The 17682-nt window shown below is 70.6% G+C and carries 12 protein-coding genes and 1 riboswitch; of the genes, 4 read left to right on the forward strand and 8 right to left on the reverse strand.

Going from position 1 to position 17682, the window contains the following annotated elements:
- Window positions 1–223 precede the first annotated feature (223 nt).
- The 7 genes from E3T23_RS10955 to E3T23_RS10985 form a co-directional block, all read right to left on the reverse strand.
- Window positions 224–547 carry a DMT family transporter gene (locus tag E3T23_RS10955; RefSeq protein WP_134370384.1) on the reverse strand — a complete coding sequence of 108 codons (324 nt, stop codon included), beginning with the start codon at window positions 545–547 and terminating at the stop codon, window positions 224–226.
- Between the two features lie 12 nt (window positions 548–559).
- Window positions 560–623: riboswitch (guanidine-III (ykkC-III) riboswitch) on the reverse strand.
- A 90-nt stretch (window positions 624–713) separates the two neighbouring features.
- Window positions 714–1214 (reverse strand): Fe-S cluster assembly sulfur transfer protein SufU, encoded by a 501-nt coding sequence (gene sufU / locus E3T23_RS10960; protein WP_134370385.1) that lies wholly within the window; start codon window positions 1212–1214, stop codon window positions 714–716.
- Window positions 1211–2527, reverse strand: coding sequence for a SufS family cysteine desulfurase (locus E3T23_RS10965; RefSeq protein ID WP_134370386.1), 1317 nt, complete (start codon window positions 2525–2527; stop codon window positions 1211–1213). Before E3T23_RS10965 ends, sufU begins: the two co-directional genes overlap by 4 nt.
- A 44-nt stretch (window positions 2528–2571) precedes the next feature.
- Window positions 2572–3321 (reverse strand): sulfate/molybdate ABC transporter ATP-binding protein, encoded by a 750-nt coding sequence (locus E3T23_RS10970; RefSeq protein WP_134370387.1) that lies wholly within the window; start codon window positions 3319–3321, stop codon window positions 2572–2574.
- On the reverse strand, window positions 3318–4130 hold the full coding sequence (locus E3T23_RS10975) for an ABC transporter permease (RefSeq protein ID WP_420898319.1): 813 nt from the start codon (window positions 4128–4130) through the stop codon (window positions 3318–3320). Before E3T23_RS10975 ends, E3T23_RS10970 begins: the two co-directional genes overlap by 4 nt.
- Window positions 4131–4167: 37 nt before the next feature.
- Complete coding sequence (modA, locus tag E3T23_RS10980) at window positions 4168–4974, reverse strand: molybdate ABC transporter substrate-binding protein (protein WP_134370388.1); 807 nt, start codon at window positions 4972–4974, stop codon at window positions 4168–4170.
- Window positions 4971–5393, reverse strand: a complete 423-nt coding sequence (locus tag E3T23_RS10985; RefSeq protein ID WP_134370389.1) for a TOBE domain-containing protein — start codon at window positions 5391–5393, stop codon at window positions 4971–4973. Before E3T23_RS10985 ends, modA begins: the two co-directional genes overlap by 4 nt.
- A gap of 102 nt (window positions 5394–5495) precedes the next feature.
- On the opposite strand from E3T23_RS10985, the gene E3T23_RS10990 reads away from it, so the two are divergent.
- The 3 genes from E3T23_RS10990 (at window position 5496) to E3T23_RS11000 (ending at window position 9956) form a co-directional block, all read left to right on the forward strand.
- Window positions 5496–6035: a MogA/MoaB family molybdenum cofactor biosynthesis protein gene (locus E3T23_RS10990; protein WP_338145450.1), complete on the forward strand. Its 540-nt coding sequence runs from the start codon at window positions 5496–5498 to the stop codon at window positions 6033–6035.
- 283 nt (window positions 6036–6318) lie between these two features.
- Window positions 6319–7188, forward strand: a complete 870-nt coding sequence (locus tag E3T23_RS10995; protein ID WP_134370391.1) for an FAD binding domain-containing protein — start codon at window positions 6319–6321, stop codon at window positions 7186–7188.
- Entirely contained in the window at window positions 7185–9956 is a 2772-nt protein-coding gene (locus E3T23_RS11000) for a molybdopterin-dependent oxidoreductase (RefSeq protein WP_134370392.1), read from the forward strand. Before E3T23_RS10995 ends, E3T23_RS11000 begins: the two co-directional genes overlap by 4 nt.
- A gap of 56 nt (window positions 9957–10012) precedes the next feature.
- Here the strand turns inward: E3T23_RS11000 and pulA are convergent, their stop codons facing one another.
- Entirely contained in the window at window positions 10013–15790 is a 5778-nt protein-coding gene (gene pulA, locus E3T23_RS11005; RefSeq protein WP_241977845.1) for a pullulanase-type alpha-1,6-glucosidase, read from the reverse strand.
- A gap of 177 nt (window positions 15791–15967) precedes the next feature.
- Here pulA and E3T23_RS11010 point away from each other — a divergent pair, with 177 nt between their 5' ends.
- Window positions 15968–17386, forward strand: coding sequence for an amidohydrolase family protein (locus tag E3T23_RS11010; protein ID WP_134370394.1), 1419 nt, complete (start codon window positions 15968–15970; stop codon window positions 17384–17386).
- The last annotated feature ends 296 nt before the right edge of the window (window positions 17387–17682 follow it).

Consider the following 17682-nt stretch of genomic DNA (forward strand, 5'->3'; position numbering starts at 1 on the left):
GGGACAGGCGTGGTAGCCGCCGCAGATCGGGCATCCCGCGCCGCATTGGATGTCGATCTGGCGTGCTTCCGAGGCGGAGCGCCGGCCGACGGCGGAGCGATGGGCGCGAATCGTGGCCGGAACTCCTCACCCGGCTGGGGCAGGTTCTCCACCCCGGCGGGCGTTGGCAATTCGCTTTTCATGCACAATATACGCCGTCGGCAAGCGCCGTTGAAGGGCCATTTCAGTGTCCGGCGTCGACGAATTTCAACCCGACGACGCACCCGACGAGGCCGAGGATGAGCAGAATCTTCACCAGAGAAGCCGGTTCCGCGCCGAAAACCATGGCGTAGAGCACGGTGAGGGCCGCGCCGATCCCGACCCAGACGGCATACGCGGTCCCGGTCGGGATGTCCCGCATGGCGAAGGCGAGCCCGCCCATGCTGAGCATGAGCGCCACCGCGAACACGACGGATGGCCACAGTCGAGTGAACCCGGCCGACTTCCCCAGCGCCGTGGCCCACACGGCTTCCAGAACGCCGGACAGAATGAGAATGATCCACGCCATGACAACAGCTCCCGTGGCCAGTCTTGTCGCAAGCCGGGTACTGAACCGTCGTCCGGAGCCGCGTCGCGCAGCCTCCGCCCACCGTACCCGCCCAGTCTGCGCAAGTCCTGCGCAGGCCTCCGCCGGCCTGCTCCCGCCTGCGCCGGCCTGCGCCGGCCTGCGCACGCTACTCCGCGAGCAGGGCAGCCTCGAACGCCACCCAGGGCAGCATGGCGCACTTGACGCGGGCCGGGTACTTGGAGACACCGGCGAAGGCGGCAGCGTCGCCGAGCTCCTCGTCGTCGGGTTCGATCGTGCCGCGCGAGCGCAGCATGTCGCGGAAGGTGTTCAGCAGGGCCCGCGCGGTGGCGACGTCCTCGCCCCGCACGGTGTCGTGCAGCACGGATGCCGAGGCCATCGAAATCGAGCATCCGTCCCCGGCCCAGGCGAACTCTTCGATCACGGCGTCGCCGGCGGCGTCGCCACCGGACTCCTCGGAGCGCAGACCGACACGCACGGTCACCTCGTCCCCGCAGGTCGTGTTCACCTGGTGCGACTCCGTCACGCGCAACCCGGCACGGGCAACCTCAGCGAGCGGGGCCAACCCCTCCGCCGACGCACCGTGCCGGGCCTTGGCATGATCGAGGATGATCTGCTGGTAGAGCTGCTGCATGGCGTTTGAGGTCATGACTTCACTCCGAAGAACGGGGCGACCTCGGCCAGGGTCGCCAGGAACCGGTCCACTTCGTCGGTCGTGGTGTACAGGTACGTACTGGCGCGGGTCGACGCGGTCACGCCGAGCCGACGGTGCAGCGGCTGCGCGCAGTGGTGCCCGATGCGCACCGCGATGCCGGCCTCGTCGAGATACTGGCCCACGTCGTGGGCGTGCACCCCGGCCAGGTCGAAACTGGCCAATCCGATGCGTTCCACTCCGGCGGGCGGCCCGAGCAGACGCACCCCGGGGATGTCCGCGAGCCCGGCGACGAGGCGCTGCCCCAGTTCGGCCTCGCGCGCCATGATGCGCTCCATGCCGGTCTCGGTCAGGTAGTCGACCGCGGCGGCCAGGGCGATCACCTGCGAAATGCGCTGGGTGCCGGCCTCGAAGCGCTGCGGCGGGGCGAGGAACTCGGCGGTGTGCATGTCCACTGTCGTGATCATGGATCCGCCGGTGAGGAACGGCGGCATGCCCGCGAGCAGTTCGGCCTTGCCGTAGAGCACGCCGATGCCGGTCGGGCCGAGCATCTTGTGACCGGAGAAGACCGCGAAGTCCACGTCGAGCGCGGCCACGTCCACGGGCAGGTGCGGCACCGACTGGCAGGCGTCCAGCAGCACCAGCGCGCCGACCGAGCGGGCCAGAGCGACCAGCTCGGCGACCGGGTTGATCGTGCCCACCACATTGGAGGCGTGCGTGACCGCGAGCAGGCGGGTGCGGGTTCCGATGACGCCCGCCGCCGCGGCCAGATCGAGAGTGCCGTCATCTCGAACCGGAATGAACCGCAGGGTCGCGCCGGTGCGCAGCGCGAGCTGCTGCCACGGGATCAGGTTGGCGTGGTGCTCCATCTCGGTGACGACGATCTCGTCGCCGGCGCCGAACGCGAAGCGCCGCGCGGCCGCACCGCCGAGCCCCAGCGACGCGTTGGAGAACGAGTAGGCGACGAGGTTGATCGCCTCGGTGGCATTCGACGTCCAGACGATTTCGTCGGCCTGTGCCCCGATGAACGCGGCCACGGTCGCCCGGGCCGCCTCGAACGTCTCGGTGGCACCGAACGCCAGCGTGTGGGCCCCGCGGTGCACGGCCGCGTTGCGCTGCTCGTAGAACTCCTGCTCGGCCTCCATGACGCTGAGCGGGTTTTGCGAGGTCGCGCCCGAGTCGAGGTAGTTGAGTGGATGCCCATTGACCAGCTGGTCGAGGATCGGGAAGTCGTTGCGGATGCGGTCGACTTCCTCGTCCGTCAGCGGGCGCGCGCTCGCACGGGTGGACGGTGACACGGAAGACGTCATATGAACCAGCGTATTCCCTCCCCCGGGCATTGCCCACCGGTGCGTCACACGGTCGCCGGCCCGGTCGACAGGTCCAGTCCGAACGTCAGGGCCCGGGTGAATTCGGTCTGCGGGTGCCCGAACACGGTGCGGGTCGGACCCTGCTCGATGATGCGCCCGCCCTGCAGCACGATCACCCGGTCGGCCAGGGCGAGGGCGTCGAGCGGGTCGTGGGTGACCAGGATGACGGACCGATCCAGAAGCACCCGGTGCAGCAGCCGGCGCTGCGCGGGCACCGCCGCCACATCGAGCGCGGTCATCGGCTCGTCGAGCAGCAGCAGCCGGGGTCTGGCCGCGAGGGCCCTGGCCACCGCCACCCGCTGGGCCTGTCCGCCGGACAGCATCCCGGGTCGCCGGTCGGCGAGGCCGGAGACCTCCGCGGCGGCGAGCCACTCGTCGGCGAGCAGCCTCGCTGCCGCCCGGGACTGCCCCGCGCTGCGCGGCCCGAACGCCACGTTGTCGCGCACGCTCAGGTGTGGGAAGAGCAGCGGCTCCTGGGCGAGCAGCACCGTGCGCCGGGCGTGCGGCGGGGTGAAGGTGCCCCGCTGCCCGCCGCCGGCCGCCAGGTCGAACAGAACCTGCCCGTCGAGGGTGGCCCGACCCGAATCGGGCCGCAGCAGGCCAGCGCACAGCTCGACGATGGTGGATTTGCCGGCCCCGTTGGAGCCGAGTAGCGCCACCGTCTCGCCCGGCGACACGGTGAGGGAGACGTCCAGTCCGCGCCGGTGCATCACGGCGGCCAGTTCGAAGGTCACGACAGTCCCCGCGGCCGGTGGGTGGCCAGCATCACGAGCAGGGCGACGGCCACGAGCAGGAGGGCCAGCGCGACGGCCGCATCCGCATCCGATTCCCGCTGCAGGTAGATCTCGAGCGGCAGCGTGCGGGTGACCCCCTGCAGGCTGCCGGCGAAGGTGAGGGTCGCGCCGAATTCGCCGAGCGCGCGCGCGAACGCGAGCACCGCGCCGGAGACCAGGCCGGGCAGCACCAGCGGCAGCGTCACCCGCCGGAGCACCGTGCCGGGGGTGGCGCCGAGTGTGGCGGCGACCGCCTCGAAGCGTGCTCCGGAGGCCCGCAGGGTGGCCTCCACGCTCAGCACCAGGAACGGCAGCGCCACGAAGGTTTGCGCCAGCACGACGGCCGTGGTCGAGAAGGCGATCTGGATGCCGAGCACCTCGAAGGTCTCGCCGAGCAGGCCGCGACGCCCGAAGGTGGACAGCAGGGCGAGGCCGCCCACGACGGGCGGCAGCACGAGCGGCAGCAGGACGACGGCGCGCACCAGGCGCTGTCCGGGGAACCGGCTGCGGGCCAGGGCGAGGGCCATCGGCACGCCGAACAGCAGGCAGAGCACGGTGCTCATCGTGGCGGTGCGCAGGCTGAGCAGCAGCGCCGCGACCGCCGCCTCCGAGGTCACGAGGGCGCCGAACCGGGACCAGTCCACCCGCAAGGTCATGCCCAGGATCGGCAGCACGATGAACAGGGCGCCCGCGCCAGCGAGGATGAGCGTCCACCGGGGCACGCCGAGCGTGACCCGGCCGTCGTGGGAGCCGCCGCGACCGGGCGCCACATCACGGGGCGCCGTCACGTCACGGCGCGCTGTCACGTCACGGCGTGCCAAAACCGGCCGCCCCGAGCACGCTCTGACCGGTCGCTCCGGTCACGAACCGGGCGAAGGATGCCCCGAGCCGCGCCTGCCCGCTGCCGGCCACCACGGCGATCGGGTACTCGTTGACCGTCTGACCGGCCTCCGGCACCGGGATGCCGAGAACCGCGGCGCCGGCGGAGGCGACATCGGTCACGTAGACGAGGCCGGCATCCGCCTGGCCCGAGGTGACCTTGCCGAGCACGTCGGTGACGGCGTTCTCCTCACTCACGGGGGCGAGCGTGACGCCGGTCGCGGCCTCGAGGGCCGGCAGCGCGGCGCCGCACGGCACCTGCGGCGCGCAGACCACGACGTCCACGTTCGGCGCGGCGAGGTCGGCGAACGAGGCGATGCCGGCCGGGTTGTCGGCCGGCACGGCGATCGTCAGGGTGTTGGTGGCGAAGACCGCCGGGTCGCCGTCGACGAGTCCGTCCCCGCGGAGCCGGTCCATGCTCCGCGCGTCGGCCCCCGCGAACACGTCGGCCGGGGCTCCCTCCCGGATCTGGGTCACCAGATCGGCCGAACCGGCGAAGTTGAGCGCGACCGTCACACCGGGATTGTCCGCCTCGAACCGGTCGGCCAGCTCGGTGAAGGTTTTGGTGAGGGATGCCGCGGCGAACACGGTGAGCGTCTCGCCCTGCGCCCGGGACTGCGGCGTGGAGCTCCCGGTCGAACCGGGCGCCGCCCCGGCCGTTCCCGCGCAGCCGGCCAGCACAACGGATGCCGCCGCCAGCCCGAGGGCGAGGCGGACGCTCCGGAACCCGGTCACGACTGGCCCTTCGGGGTTTCGACGATCACGGTGGTGGCCTTGACCACGGCCACAGCCACCGACCCCGGCACCAGGCCGAGGTCGCGCACGGCCTCGGTGCTCATCAGGGACACCACCCGGTGCGGGCCGCACTGCAGCTCCACCTGGCTCATCACCGTGTCGCTGACCACCCGGGTGACCAGGCCGACGAAGCGGTTGCGGGCCGAACTCGCGGTCGTGGCCGGGTCGGCGGGCGACAGGGCGTTCTCCCGGGCCAGTGCCGTCTCGCGGGCCAGGTGAGCCAGGGCGGACCCGTCGACGACCATGCGTCCGGCGTCGTCGGTGCCCGCGGCGAGCGCGCCATTGTCGATCCAGCGCCGGAGGGTGTCGTCGCTGACTCCGAGGTACCCGGCGGCTTCCTTAATCCGTATCTGCGCCATGTCGAGTATCTTATTACCGCATTTGCGGAATGGGCAGTAACGCGGACGGAAACGCGGCACCCACAGTGGGGCAGGCACGTGCAGTGAGGCAGGATGGAGCGCGTGACCGCCGCAGCGAACCATCCGTCGACTCCGTCCGAACCGACCGAGACGGCCGTTCCGCGCCCGCCCCGCACCGCCCAGGTCATCGTCGCCTCCACGCGGGCCGCGGCCGGCGTCTACCCCGACCGTACCGGCCCCGTCATCGACGTCTGGCTGCGGGAGCGCGGTTTCACCCTCGGCGAGCGCCGCGTCGTGCCCGACGGCGACCCGGTCGGCGCCGCCCTGATCGAGGCGCTGGACGCCGGCTGCGACCTGGTGATCACCACGGGCGGCACGGGCGTCAGCCCCCACGACCTCACCCCCGAGCAGACTCTCCCGCACCTCGGCCGGCTGCTCCCCGGACTGATGGAGGAATTCCGTCGCCGCGGCGCCGCCTCCACCTCCCTGGCTCTCATCTCGCGCGGCCACGCCGGGATCGCCCGCGGGCGCACCCTCGTGATCAACCTTCCGGGCTCCCCCCACGGTGTGACGGAGGGCCTGGGTCTCCTCGCCGAGGTGCTCGACCACATCCTCGACCAGCTCCACGGCGTAGACCACTAGTCCCACGTGCCCCACGTGCCCCAGCTCGACTGGTCTCGGCCCGAACGAATTCGACGGAGATTTTGGCCGAAACGGCCCAACACAGCCCAAAAATGCCCGTTTGGCTCAAAATCTCCGTCGAATTGGTTCAGCACCGGACGTTTCCTTGCCCTGGCCCTCCGGGAACACGGGGCGGCTTGCCGTGAGGATGCCGCGAGGGTGCGCGGCGAGTCGCGGGGCGAGACGGGCAGGCGGATAATTCATGGTGTCCGACCTGCGCCCGAGCGGTCGAGTGAGGGAACCGATGGACCTCAACACCGTGCTCACGATCACCTCCGCCCGTCACCGGGACGACCTGGCTCAGCTCGGCGCCGGCGTGGCCCCGCTCGCGGGCGGTTCCGACCTGTTCGCCGACCCGCAGGCACACCTCACCGGCCTCGTCGACCTGCAGACCCTGGGCTGGCCCGCCCTGACCCTGACGACGGATGCCGACACGTCAGGCACAGGATCCGGCCTCACCCCTGGCCTCACCATCGCCGCCACCTGCACCATCGCCGAGCTCTCCCGCCTTCCGGCCGCGCCCGGCTGGACCGCTCATCCGCTGCTCTTCCAGTGCTGCACCGCCCTCTACGGCTCGTTCAAGATCTGGAACGTCGCCACCGTCGGCGGCAACCTCTGCGCCTCCCTGCCGGCCGGCCCGATGACCAGCCTGGCCGCCGCCCTCGACGCCGAGGTGCTGATCTGGCGCCGAGACGGCAGCGACGAACGGATGCCCGCGAGCGCCTTCGTCACCGGCAACACCACCAACGCGCTCCGCACCGGTGACGTGCTGCGGTCGATCGACGTGCCGGCCTCCTCTCTGGCGGCCCGCACCGCGTACCGCAAGATCGCCCTCTCCCCGCTCGGCCGCTCCGGCGCCGTACTGATCGGCCGACTGGACACGGATTCCCGCTTCGTGCTCACCGTCACTGCCGGCACCGTGCGCCCGGTGCAGCTGCGCTACGACTCCCTGCCCGACGCGGGCACACTCGCCGGGGACATCGCCGCCATCGACTGCTGGTTCACGGATGCCCACGGGGCGGCCGACTGGCGCCGCGCCGTGAGCGGCGTGCTCGCCGAGGAGATCCGCGCCGAACTCGACGCCACCGACCTCGAAGAGGGAGACCTCTCATGAGACTGCAGCTCAACGGCGAACCCGTCGACGCGTCCCCGGCCCCCGGACAGTGCCTGCGCTCCTTCCTGCGCGACCAGGAGCACTTCGAGGTCAAAAAGGGGTGCGACACCGGCGACTGCGGCGCCTGCTCCGTGCTGGTCGACGGCGCTCCCGTGCACTCCTGCATCTACCCGGCGTTCCGCGCCGAGGGCACGCAGGTGACGACCGTGGCCGGGCTCGGCATGCCCGGCGACCTGGCCCCGATCCAGCGGCGCTTCGTCGACGCCGCCGGCTTCCAGTGCGGGTTCTGCACCGCGGGCATGATCGTGACCGCGTCCACCCTGACCGAGACCGACCTGGACGACCTCCCCCGCCTGCTCAAGGGCAACCTGTGCCGCTGCACCGGCTACCGCGCCATCGAGGACGCCATCCGCGGCACCCACACCCCCGTCAACGGCTTGGGCCCGGTGATCCAGACCGGGCCACGCCACGGCACCGTCGGCACCTCCCTGGCCGCCCCGGCCGGCGAACGGGTGGTGAGCGGGCAGGAACCGTACACCCTCGACGTCACGGTCCCCGGCCTCCTGCACCTCAGTGTGCTGCAGAGCACCGAGGCGCACGCGCGCATCCGTTCGATCAGAACCTCGGCGGCCGCCGCCCTGCCCGGGGTGCACGCCGTGCTCACCCACGGCGACTCCCCCGCCACCCTGTTCTCCACCGCCCGGCACGAGGACCGCCTCGACGACCCCGACGACACCCTCGTGCTCGATTCGGTGGTGCGGTTCCGGGGCCAGCGCGTCGCGGCCGTCGTCGCGGACACCCTCGCCATCGCCGAGGCCGCCTGCCGCCTGATCGAGATCGACTACGAGCCGCTCCCCGCCGTCTTCGACCCGCACGCCGCTCTCCTGCCCGGTGCTCCCCTGGTGCACGGCGAGAAGGATGCCGGTGCGAGCCGCGTGGCCGACCCGGCCCGCAACCTGGTGGCCGAGCTGCACGGCGAATACGGTGACATCGCGGCCGGGCTGGCCGAGGCAACCCATATCGTGAGCGGCACCTGGCAGACCCAGCGGGTGGCGCACACCCACCTGGAGACGCATGCCACCATCGGCTGGCTCGAGCCCGGCACGGCCGACGCCTCGGCCGGCGGCGAACGGCTCATCCTGCGCACCAGCTCCCAGGTGCCGTTCCTGGTGCACCGGGAGATCTGCCGGCTGTTCGACCTCGCCCCCGAGCGGCTGCGCGTGTTCACGGCCCGGGTCGGCGGCGGCTTCGGCGGCAAGCAGGAGATCCTGACCGAGGACATCGTCGCCCTCGCCGTGCTGAAGACCGGGCGTCCGGTGCAGTACGAGTTCAGCCGGTCGGACGAGTTCACCCTGTCCCCGGCCCGGCACCCGATGCAGATCCAGGTCACCCTCGGCGCCGACGACTCCGGCCGGCTCACCGCGCTGAAGCTCGGCGTGCTCGCCGACACCGGCGCCTACGGCAACCACGCACCCGGGGTGATGTTCCACGGCAGCTCCGAGTCGGTCAGCCTCTACCGGGTGACCAACAAGCGGGTGGATGCCCGGAGCGTCTACACGAACAACCTCCCGTCGGGCGCCTTCCGCGGCTACGGCCTCGGCCAGGTCATCTTCGGCATCGAATCCGCGCTCGACGAGCTCGCCCGCACCGTCGGCATCAACCCGTTCGACCTGCGGCGGCGCAACTCGGTCGGCCCGACCGACCCGCTCGTGGTCACGCACGTCGAGGGCGAGGACCTCATCTTCGGCAGCTACGGCCTCGACCAGTGCCTCGACCTGGCCAAGTCGGCCCTGGCCCGCGGCAACGACGTCCCGGTGCCGCCGGGCGCGCACTGGAAGGTGGGCGAGGGCATGGCCAGCGCCATGATCGCGACCACCCCGCCGCGCGGGCACTACGCGCAGGCGTCGGTCACCCTGGACAGTTCAGGCACCACCTACACGGTGCGGGTCGGCACCGCCGAGTTCGGCAACGGCACCACCACGGTGCACGCGCAGCTCGCCGCCACGGCCCTGAACACGACTCCCGACCGCATCGAGATTGTGCAGTCCGACACGGATGCCATCGGCTACGACACCGGCGCGTTCGGCTCCGCGGGCGTCGTCATCGCCGGCAAGGCCGTGCTCGCGGCGGCGAACGACCTCGCCGACACGCTGCGGTCGGCCGCCACGGAGACGCACCCGGAGGTCCGCGCCGCCGCGTGGACGCTGGAACCCGGCGGGCTGCGCAGCGGTGAGACCTTCGTGACGCTGGCCGCACTGGCGGAGCGCGCCGGGTCATCCGCTCTGCGCGGTGTCGGTTCCGAAGACGGCGCCCGCCGCTCGGTGGCGTTCAACGTGCAGGCGTTCCGGGTGGCGGTGGACACGCGGACCGGCGAGGTGCGCATCCTGCAGTCGATCCAGGCCGCGGATGCCGGGGTCGTGATGAACCCGGAGCAGTGCCGCGGGCAGATCGAGGGTGGGGTCGCGCAGGCGATCGGAACCGCGCTGTACGAGGAGGTCATCCTCGACGGCGCGGGAACCGTGACCACCAGTGTGTTGCGGAATTACCACATCCCGCTTCTCGCCGACCTGCCCGTCACCGAGGTGTACTTCGCGGAGACGCATGACGTGCTCGGTCCGTTCGGGGCGAAGTCGATGAGCGAGTCGCCGTACAACCCGGTGGCGCCGGCGCTGGCGAATGCGGTGCGCGACGCCATCGGCATCCGTCCCACCGAACTGCCCATGTCGCGCGACCGGATCTGGCGGCTGCTGCACCCCGTTCGCACCTGACGGGGTGCAAGAACGGGGTGCGGCAGCGGGATCCAACAACAGGGTGCAGCAGCGGGCTACCGCTTCTTCGCCTTCCGTTCCTGCGCGTCCACGAGCACCGCGACGGTGCGGGCGGGAACGGTGACCGTGCCGGTTGCCGCGTCCCACGTCGTGGTCTTGACGAGCGCGTCCGCCCCGGCGGCCTGAATCCCGCTCAGGGCGAACCCGCGCCCGGCCAGCGTGCCCAACCGGATCGTCCGGGGTTCGGGGCTGGCGTTGAAGAGCACCAGCAGCCCGTCCAGTGTCTGGTCGACGTCGACACCCACCGTGTCGTCGACGCTCATCGCGATCACGCCGGGGGTGGCGTCCGGCCCGCTGGCCGGGAAGGTCAGCTTCTCGTTGATCAGTTTCGCGTCGCCGAGCCGGAACAGCTCGGTCGACTGCTTGAGGCGCAGCAGGTCCTGGGCCTGGGCCGACGCGAACGCGATGTCGTCCGGCGTCGGTTTCAGGGCCGGGTCCTCCAGCAGCGGGCGCATGATGGCCCACTTGTCCTCGTTGGCGGCCGCCGACGGCAGACCGACGCCGAAGTTGCTGGTCTGGCCGGTCCAGTCGATGCGGTTGAACCAGTCGCCCGAGTTGTAGCTGTCGCGGTCGAGCGACTTCGAGCGCAGCAGGTCGGTTCCCGCGTGCCAGAGCGACGGTGACTGCGACAGTGTCGCGGTGGCCAGCGACAGGGTGTTCATGCGAACCCGGTCGCTCATCCCGGTGTCGGACGGCAGTTTGAGGGCGAGCAGGTCGTACAGCGTCTCGTTGTCGTGCGCGTCGACGTAGTTGATCACCTCGTCCGGCTGGTCGGCGTACCCGGCCGGCGACCCGTTGTAGTCGAGTTCGTCGCCGCGCTTGACCGTGCCGTCGCTGGTGACGAAACTGAAATCGCGCAGGTTCGCGGCCAGGCCGAGCCGCACCAGGTCGCTGGCCTGGGCCAGCCGGGCAAGCGCCTGCTCCGTGGTGCCGTTGATTGCCACGCCGTTGGGGTCGGTGCCGAGCCCGGTGCCGAACCCCTGCTGCTGCACGGTGCTGCCGTCGACCGGGCTGCCGCCGTGCACAGCGTCGCGCAGCCGGTCGTTGAACGTGCCGATGCCCGTTCCGCCGAGCTGGCCCTGCGTCGCCTGCTCGAAGAGGGCGTTGTTCGCGACCTCGCCGAAGTTCCAGCCCTCGCCGTAGAGGTAGATCGCCTGGCCGTTCACGCCGTCCTTCTTCAGGGTGAGCGCGTCCAGAGCATCCCGCACGGCCAGCAGGTTGTCCTTCGAGTGGTGGCCCATCAGGTCGAACCGGAACCCGTCCACCCGGTACTCCTTCGCCCAGAGCACGACGGAGTCGACCATCAGCTTCTCGGCCAGTTCGTGTTCGGTGGCGACGTTCTGGCAGCAGGTGGAGGTTTCGACGGCCCCCTGCGGGTTGAGGCGGTGGTAGTAACCGGGCACCACCTGGTCGAGCACCGACTTCTCACCCTGACCGCTCTGCGCGGTGTGGTTGAACACCTCGTCGAGCACAACCTGCAGGCCGTCCTCGTGCAGGGCACCCACCATGCCGCGGAACTCGGCCACCCGGGCGCCGCCGTCGGCGTTCACCGCGTAGGAGCCTTCCGGCACCGAGAAGTGGAACGGGTCGTAGCCCCAGTTGAAGCCGTCCTGGTCCCTGATCGCCTGGATGCAGGCCTGCTGCTCCGGTGAGGCCGGCCCGAAGGAGGCCAGGTCGCAGGCGGGCACGGCCTGGAGGGCACGGTCTTCCTCGATCGTGGCGATGTCGAAGGTCGGCAGCAGGTGAACGGTGTTGAGCCCGGCATCCGCCAGCTCCGCCAGGTGCCGGGTGCCGGCGCTGTCGACGCCGAACGCCCCGTAGGTGCCGCGGAGATCTTCGGGCACGGTGTCGTCGGAGATCGAGAAGTCGCGCACGTGCAGTTCGTAGATCGACCGGTCCACGGCGTCCTCGATCACCGGCGCCTTCGCCTTCTCCCACACCGGGGGGCGGAAGTTCTTGTCGGCCAGGTCGATCAGCACCGACCGGGTCGAGTTGGGCGTGAGGGCGACCGAGTACGGGTCGGTGACCTGGTTCACCTCGATCTTGCCCGTCGTCGGCGCGAACACCGTGACCTCGAAGACGAAGGATGCGCCGGTCCAGTTCTTGGCGCCGGTCGCGGTCCACGCGCCGTCATCCTGGCGCGTCATCGCGATGCGCTCCGGGTCGGCCGTGTCGCCCGCGGTCCAGACGAGCGCGTCGACGTTCTGCGCCGTGGGGGCCCAGACCGCGATCGTGGGCCGTTTCTTCGACCAGGTGACGCCGAGCGTCCGGTCGGTGGCGGCATCCGCGTAGAGGTCGTCGAGTACCCCGGGCAGTTGCACGCCCGTGAACGCGGTCAGGGTGCCCGTGGTGTCGCCGGCGCCCGTGCCGGACTGGGAGACCGCCAGCTGCGTCGTGAGCAGCCGTTCCACATCCGTTCGGTCCAGACCGACCGGGCGCAGGGCCACGGATCCGGCGAGGGCCGGGAAACGCGCCTTCTCCGCGTCGGAGAGCCCGGCCGGGTCGTACGCGAGGGCGACCGTGTCACCGCCGGTCACGACTCCGTCGGCGACCGCCAGGCCCGCGGCCGGCGAGGAGTGCAGCGCGTAGCCGAGCGCGGCCGGGTCGGCGTTCACGGGCAGCAGGTCACGAGGCCAGGCGATGGTCTCTTCGCTCACCCAGTGCGCCCGCTGTTGGCCGGTGCCGGCCAGCGGCGGGTCGGTCACCAGGATCGTGAGCACGTGGCTGGCGAGGTCGTAGCTGAACAGGGTCTCCTTGCCCTCGGTGGCGGTGAAGGACAGGTTCGCGCCGTTCGGCACGCCGCCGACGCCGTAGTTCTCATCCCAACCGAGGTTGTGCGCGACCTTCGCCTCGTACGAACCGGTCGGCAGGGTGTTCGAGCTCAGGGTGAGGGTGCCGTCGCCGTCCACGTCCTGCAGCCAGGTCGCGAGGCAGTCCGGCTGCCAGTCTCCCGAGCATCCGGCCTCCTCCTGGAAGGAACCGGCCGCGACGACGATGTCGCCCTCGGCGGTGCCCTGGAAGAAGTTGTTGCGCGGGTCGTAGTAGAACGTGACCGCACCGCCGGTGGTCGTGTAGCTCACATTGTCGCCGCCGGGAACCCCGCCGGAACCGTAGTTGAGGTCCCAGGAGCCGTTCACGGCGATCTTGTACTCGTAGTCGCCGGCCGGCAGGTCGAACGTGCCGGCGTAGATTCCGTCGGCTCGGAGCGTCAGTTTCGCGGCCTCGCAGCCGGGCTGCCAGTCCCCGGCACACCCCATCTCGGAGTTGTGACTGCCGGCAACGGTGACCAGGTCGATCGCCGGGTCCGGGGTGCCGGTGTCGGCCAGGGAAACGGTGTTGCCCACGGAGGCGAAGCTGGACGCGGCCGCCCGCTGGCCCGCGGCATCCGTGGAGACGGCGCGGTATTCGACCAGGGTGCCCGTGGCGAGGCCGGCGGTGTCGTGGAAGACCCGCGGGGTGGTGTCCTCGGCGGTGCCGAGGCTGGTCCAGGCGGGGTCGCCCACGACCCGCCAGGCGAAGCCGGTTTCCTGCCAGACGCCGTCGTCGACGGTAGCCCCGACGGGTGAGACGCCGGTGACGCCGGCTCCGGCGGCGGGGGCGGCGACCGTGATCGCGGCGGCCGCGGCCGGAGCGCTGACGGGTCGGTCGGCCACGAGGACCACCGAGCCGCGCGCCGGCACGGTCACCGCCAGGTCACCGGTGTCGCTCGATACCGCGGGGGCGGTGTCGCCGAACAGCACCGAGTAGGACGCACCCGCGGTGAGGGTGGGGATCGTCACGGCTTTCGCGGCGGACGAGTTGTTGACAGCGACGAGGTGCTCGATCTTCTCGGTGCGGTCGACCCGGCTGAACGCGTAGACGCCGGCCCCGGTGTCGGCGTAGCGCTCGATCTGGGCACCGGTGGCGAGGGCCGCGTGGTCGCTACGCAGCGCGGAGAGCTCGGCGATCCGGGTGTAGAGGGGCGCATCCGTGGCGAAACGGTCGACCGAACCGGCGGTCTCGCCGGTGATCAGCGGCTGGTTCACGTATTCGGGAACCTGGCTGGCGAACAACGACTGGCGGGCGTCCTTGTCGCCGCCGGCGCCCATGAAGCCCTGTTCGTCGCCGTAGTAGACCACGGGCTGACCGCGGGTCAGGAACATGAGTTCGTGGGCGAGAATGTCCCGGGCCAGCGGGTCATCGGTGCTCTTCAGGAAATAGCCGATGCGGCCCATGTCGTGATTGCCGAGGAAGGTCGGCAGCGCGTAGGCGTTGGAGTCGGGCGTCGTGTAGAGGTCGTCGGAGGCGAACAGCTGGCTGAGCCCCTTCGCGGAGTTGCCGGCGGCGAAGCTGGTGGCCTGGGACTGGAATCCGAAGTCGAGCACCGAGTTGAGGTCGGTCTTGCGGACGTACGGGGAGGTTTTGGTGGCGTCCGCGTCGTAGACCTCGCCGAACATGAAGAAGTCGGGCTTGCCGGCGGCGTGCGCGTAGTCGAGCACCTGCGTCGACCAGGTTTCCCAGAATTCGAGGTTGACGTGCTTGACCGTGTCGATGCGGAAGCCGTCGATACCGAGGTCGACCCAGTCCGTGTACACGTCGACGAAGCCGTTCACGACGGCCGGGTTCTCCGTCATCAGGTCGTCGAGGCCGGAGAAGTCGCCGTCGAGCGCGCTCTCGCCCTCGAAGGTCGAGTCGCCCCGGTTGTGGTACAGCGTCGGGTCGTTCAGCCAGGCCGGCACCTTGGCGGCGGCGTCGGCGGCCGAGAGGTACGGCGTGTAGGGGAAGGATGTCGCATCGAGGGCCGGGAATCCGTCGGTCCCCGCGTAGTCGGCCGGGTCGAAGGCCTCGCCGGCGGCGGTCGTGTACGGCGAGGTGGCCTTGTCGATGTAGGAGTACTGCTTCTCCTCGTTGTCGATGACGTCGGCGGTGTGGTTGGTGATGATGTCGAAGTACACCTTGATGCCGCGGGCGTGCGCGTCGTCGATGAGCGCCTTGAGCTCGGCGTTGGTGCCGAGGTGCGGGTCGATCTGGGTGAAGTCCGTGATCCAGTAGCCGTGGTAGCCCGCGGACGCGTTCGCGCCCTCGCCCTGCACGGCCCGGTTCTTGAACGACGGCGTCAGCCAGAGGGCGCTTGTGCCCAGCCCCTCGATGTAGTCGAGCTGCGAGCGGAGCCCGGCGAGGTCGCCGCCGTTGTAGAAGCCCTTGTTCGCCGGGTCGTAGCCGGACACCTGCGGGTCGTCGCCGAGACCGGCGGTGTTGTTGGCCGGGTCTGCGTCCTTGAACCGGTCGGTCATCACGAAGTAGAACTGCTCGTCGCTGCCGGGCTGGCGGATGGGGGCGGCCGCCACGACCTCGTCGTCCGCGGAATAGGCGCCGGCGAGGGACAGCACCTCGAGGCCGACGCGCTTCAGGCCGAGGTCGAAGGTGAAGCTCAACCGGCTCTCTCCCGCGATGGTCAGCGGGATGTTGTCGGCGCCGCCGTCGAGGCCGTAGGTCACGTCCCAGGTGTCGTTGAGTGCGACCTTGTAGTCGTAGCTGCCGGCCGGCACCGTGAACTCGGCGGACCAGACTCCGTCGACGCCGGTGGGCGCCAGTTCGGTGGACGCGCAGGCCGGCTGCCAGTCCTCCGCGCAGCCGAGTTCGCTCTGCAGGCTGCCGACCAGGGCGACAGTCGGGGTGGCCGCGTTCGCGGGAACCGCGAAGAAGGCGAGACCGGAGAGCACGATCGCACCGGCTCCGATCGCGGCCACGAGACGGCGTACGGCCGGACGGCGTGTAGCGGTGCGTTTCGTCAACATTGACTCCCCCTGTCGCGCCCGGTGGCGCTTCGAACAACAGGTGTGACGCTACTCCGTCACGCACCGCTTGTGCAAGCGTTTACTGCAAGCGCTTGCCGAGAGCCCGGCCCGCCGAGTCCCCCAATACACTGAACAGGTCCAGTGGCAGCGAACGACGAAAGAACGGGCCCCTTCGTGACACCGTCCAGCCGGGTCTACCGCGGCCACATCTTTCACATTGCCGGCTCCCCCACCGTGACCACCGCGCGTCGGCACCTCGTATCCCTGCCCGACGGCGCCCTCGTGACCACCGACGCAGGCCGGATAGCGTGGGTCGGCTCGTTCGCCGATCTCCCCGCCGCCCACGCCGGCCTGCCGGTCACCGACAATCGCGGCGGCTTCATCCTGCCCGGCTTCGTCGACACGCACCTGCACTTCCCGCAGACCTATTCCACGGATGCCTACGGCGGCGGCCAGCTGCTGGAGTGGCTGGTCAACTGCGTCTTCCCGGCCGAGACGCGCCTTGGCGACCCCGAGTTCGGCGAGCGGATCGCCCGGGACTTCACCCGTCGCCGCGTCGCCGCCGGCACGACCAGCGCCCTGGTCTTCGGCTCCGCGTTCCCGCACGCGCAGGACGCCCTGTTCGAGGAGTCGCAGCGGGCCGGGCTGCGTCTGGTCAGCGGGCGCGGCATCCAGACCGTCGGTTCGGAGCCCGCGCGGGCGCTGCTCACCAGCGAGGCACAGGCCCTCGAGCTGGTGACGGAGGAGATCGCCCGCTGGCACGCGGTCGACACCGGCGACCCCGCCACCGCGCTGCTTCAGGTGGCGGTGGTGCCGCGGTTCAGCCTGTCGGTCACCCCCACGACCCTGGCCGGACTCGGCGAGCTCTACGACGACGTGCGCGGGCAGGGCGTGTACTTCCACAGCCACCTGAACGAGAACAACCGGCCCGGCACGGGCGAGATCGACGCCGTGAAATCGGTGTACCAGGTCGACACCTACCTCGACACCTACGACGGCCGGTTTTTGCCGGGTTCGGCGCCTGGCGGGTCGAGCCTGCTGGGGCGGCGCAGCATCCTGGCACACGCCGTGCACTGTGAAGACAGGGAACTGGCCCGTCTCGCCGAGACGGGAACGAGCGTGGCGCATTGCCCCACGTCGCAGCAGTTTCTGGGATCGGGCACCATGCCGTGGCTGCGCACGACGTCGTTCGGCGTGAATGTCGCGATCGGGTCGGATGTCGGTGCGGGCGACGAGTGGCTCGTCTCCCGGGTGCTCAACGACTGTTTCAAGGTGCACCTCTCCGAGCCCGGAGAGGAGGGCCTGGCGCTGGATCCGGCCGCCCTGCTGTTCACCGGCACCCTGGCCGGGGCGCGCGCGCTCGACATGGAGGCCCGGTTCGGCAACTTCGACGTGGGCAAGGACGCCGACTTTTTGCTGATCGACCCGGACCGTTGGGAGCCCCTCGCCACGGTGCTCGAGCGCGGCATCCGGGCCGACGACGAGGAGATGGCCACCGACCAGATCCTCTTCGCGCTGCTGCTGGCCCTCCGTCAGCCCGCGATCGCCGGCGTCTTCGTGCGCGGCCGCCGGGTGCTCGCCCCGGCCGGCTGAGCGTGCCGGCGGTCGAGTCCGTCGTTATCGGTGGTCGAGCCTGTCGAAACCCGGCGAGCCGTCCTCTGAACCCGGCCACCGGCATCCGTGCCCCACGCTAACTCCGGACTTTTTCGCGACACGCCGTTCCCGGCGCCAGCCCACCCGGCGTGTCCCGAAAAACTCCGACTTAACGCCTACCGTCACAGCGCCTATCGGTGGGTAATTGATTACTAGAGTTGAGCAAAACTCTTGACTCAAGATTCGAAGTCATTTACAATTGAGGCATGGCAGGAGCCCCCACTCCGCACCGCCCG

Origin of the sequence: Cryobacterium cheniae (assembly GCF_004403395.1) — a bacterium.
GTDB classification, from domain to species: Bacteria; Actinomycetota; Actinomycetes; order Actinomycetales; family Microbacteriaceae; genus Cryobacterium; species Cryobacterium cheniae.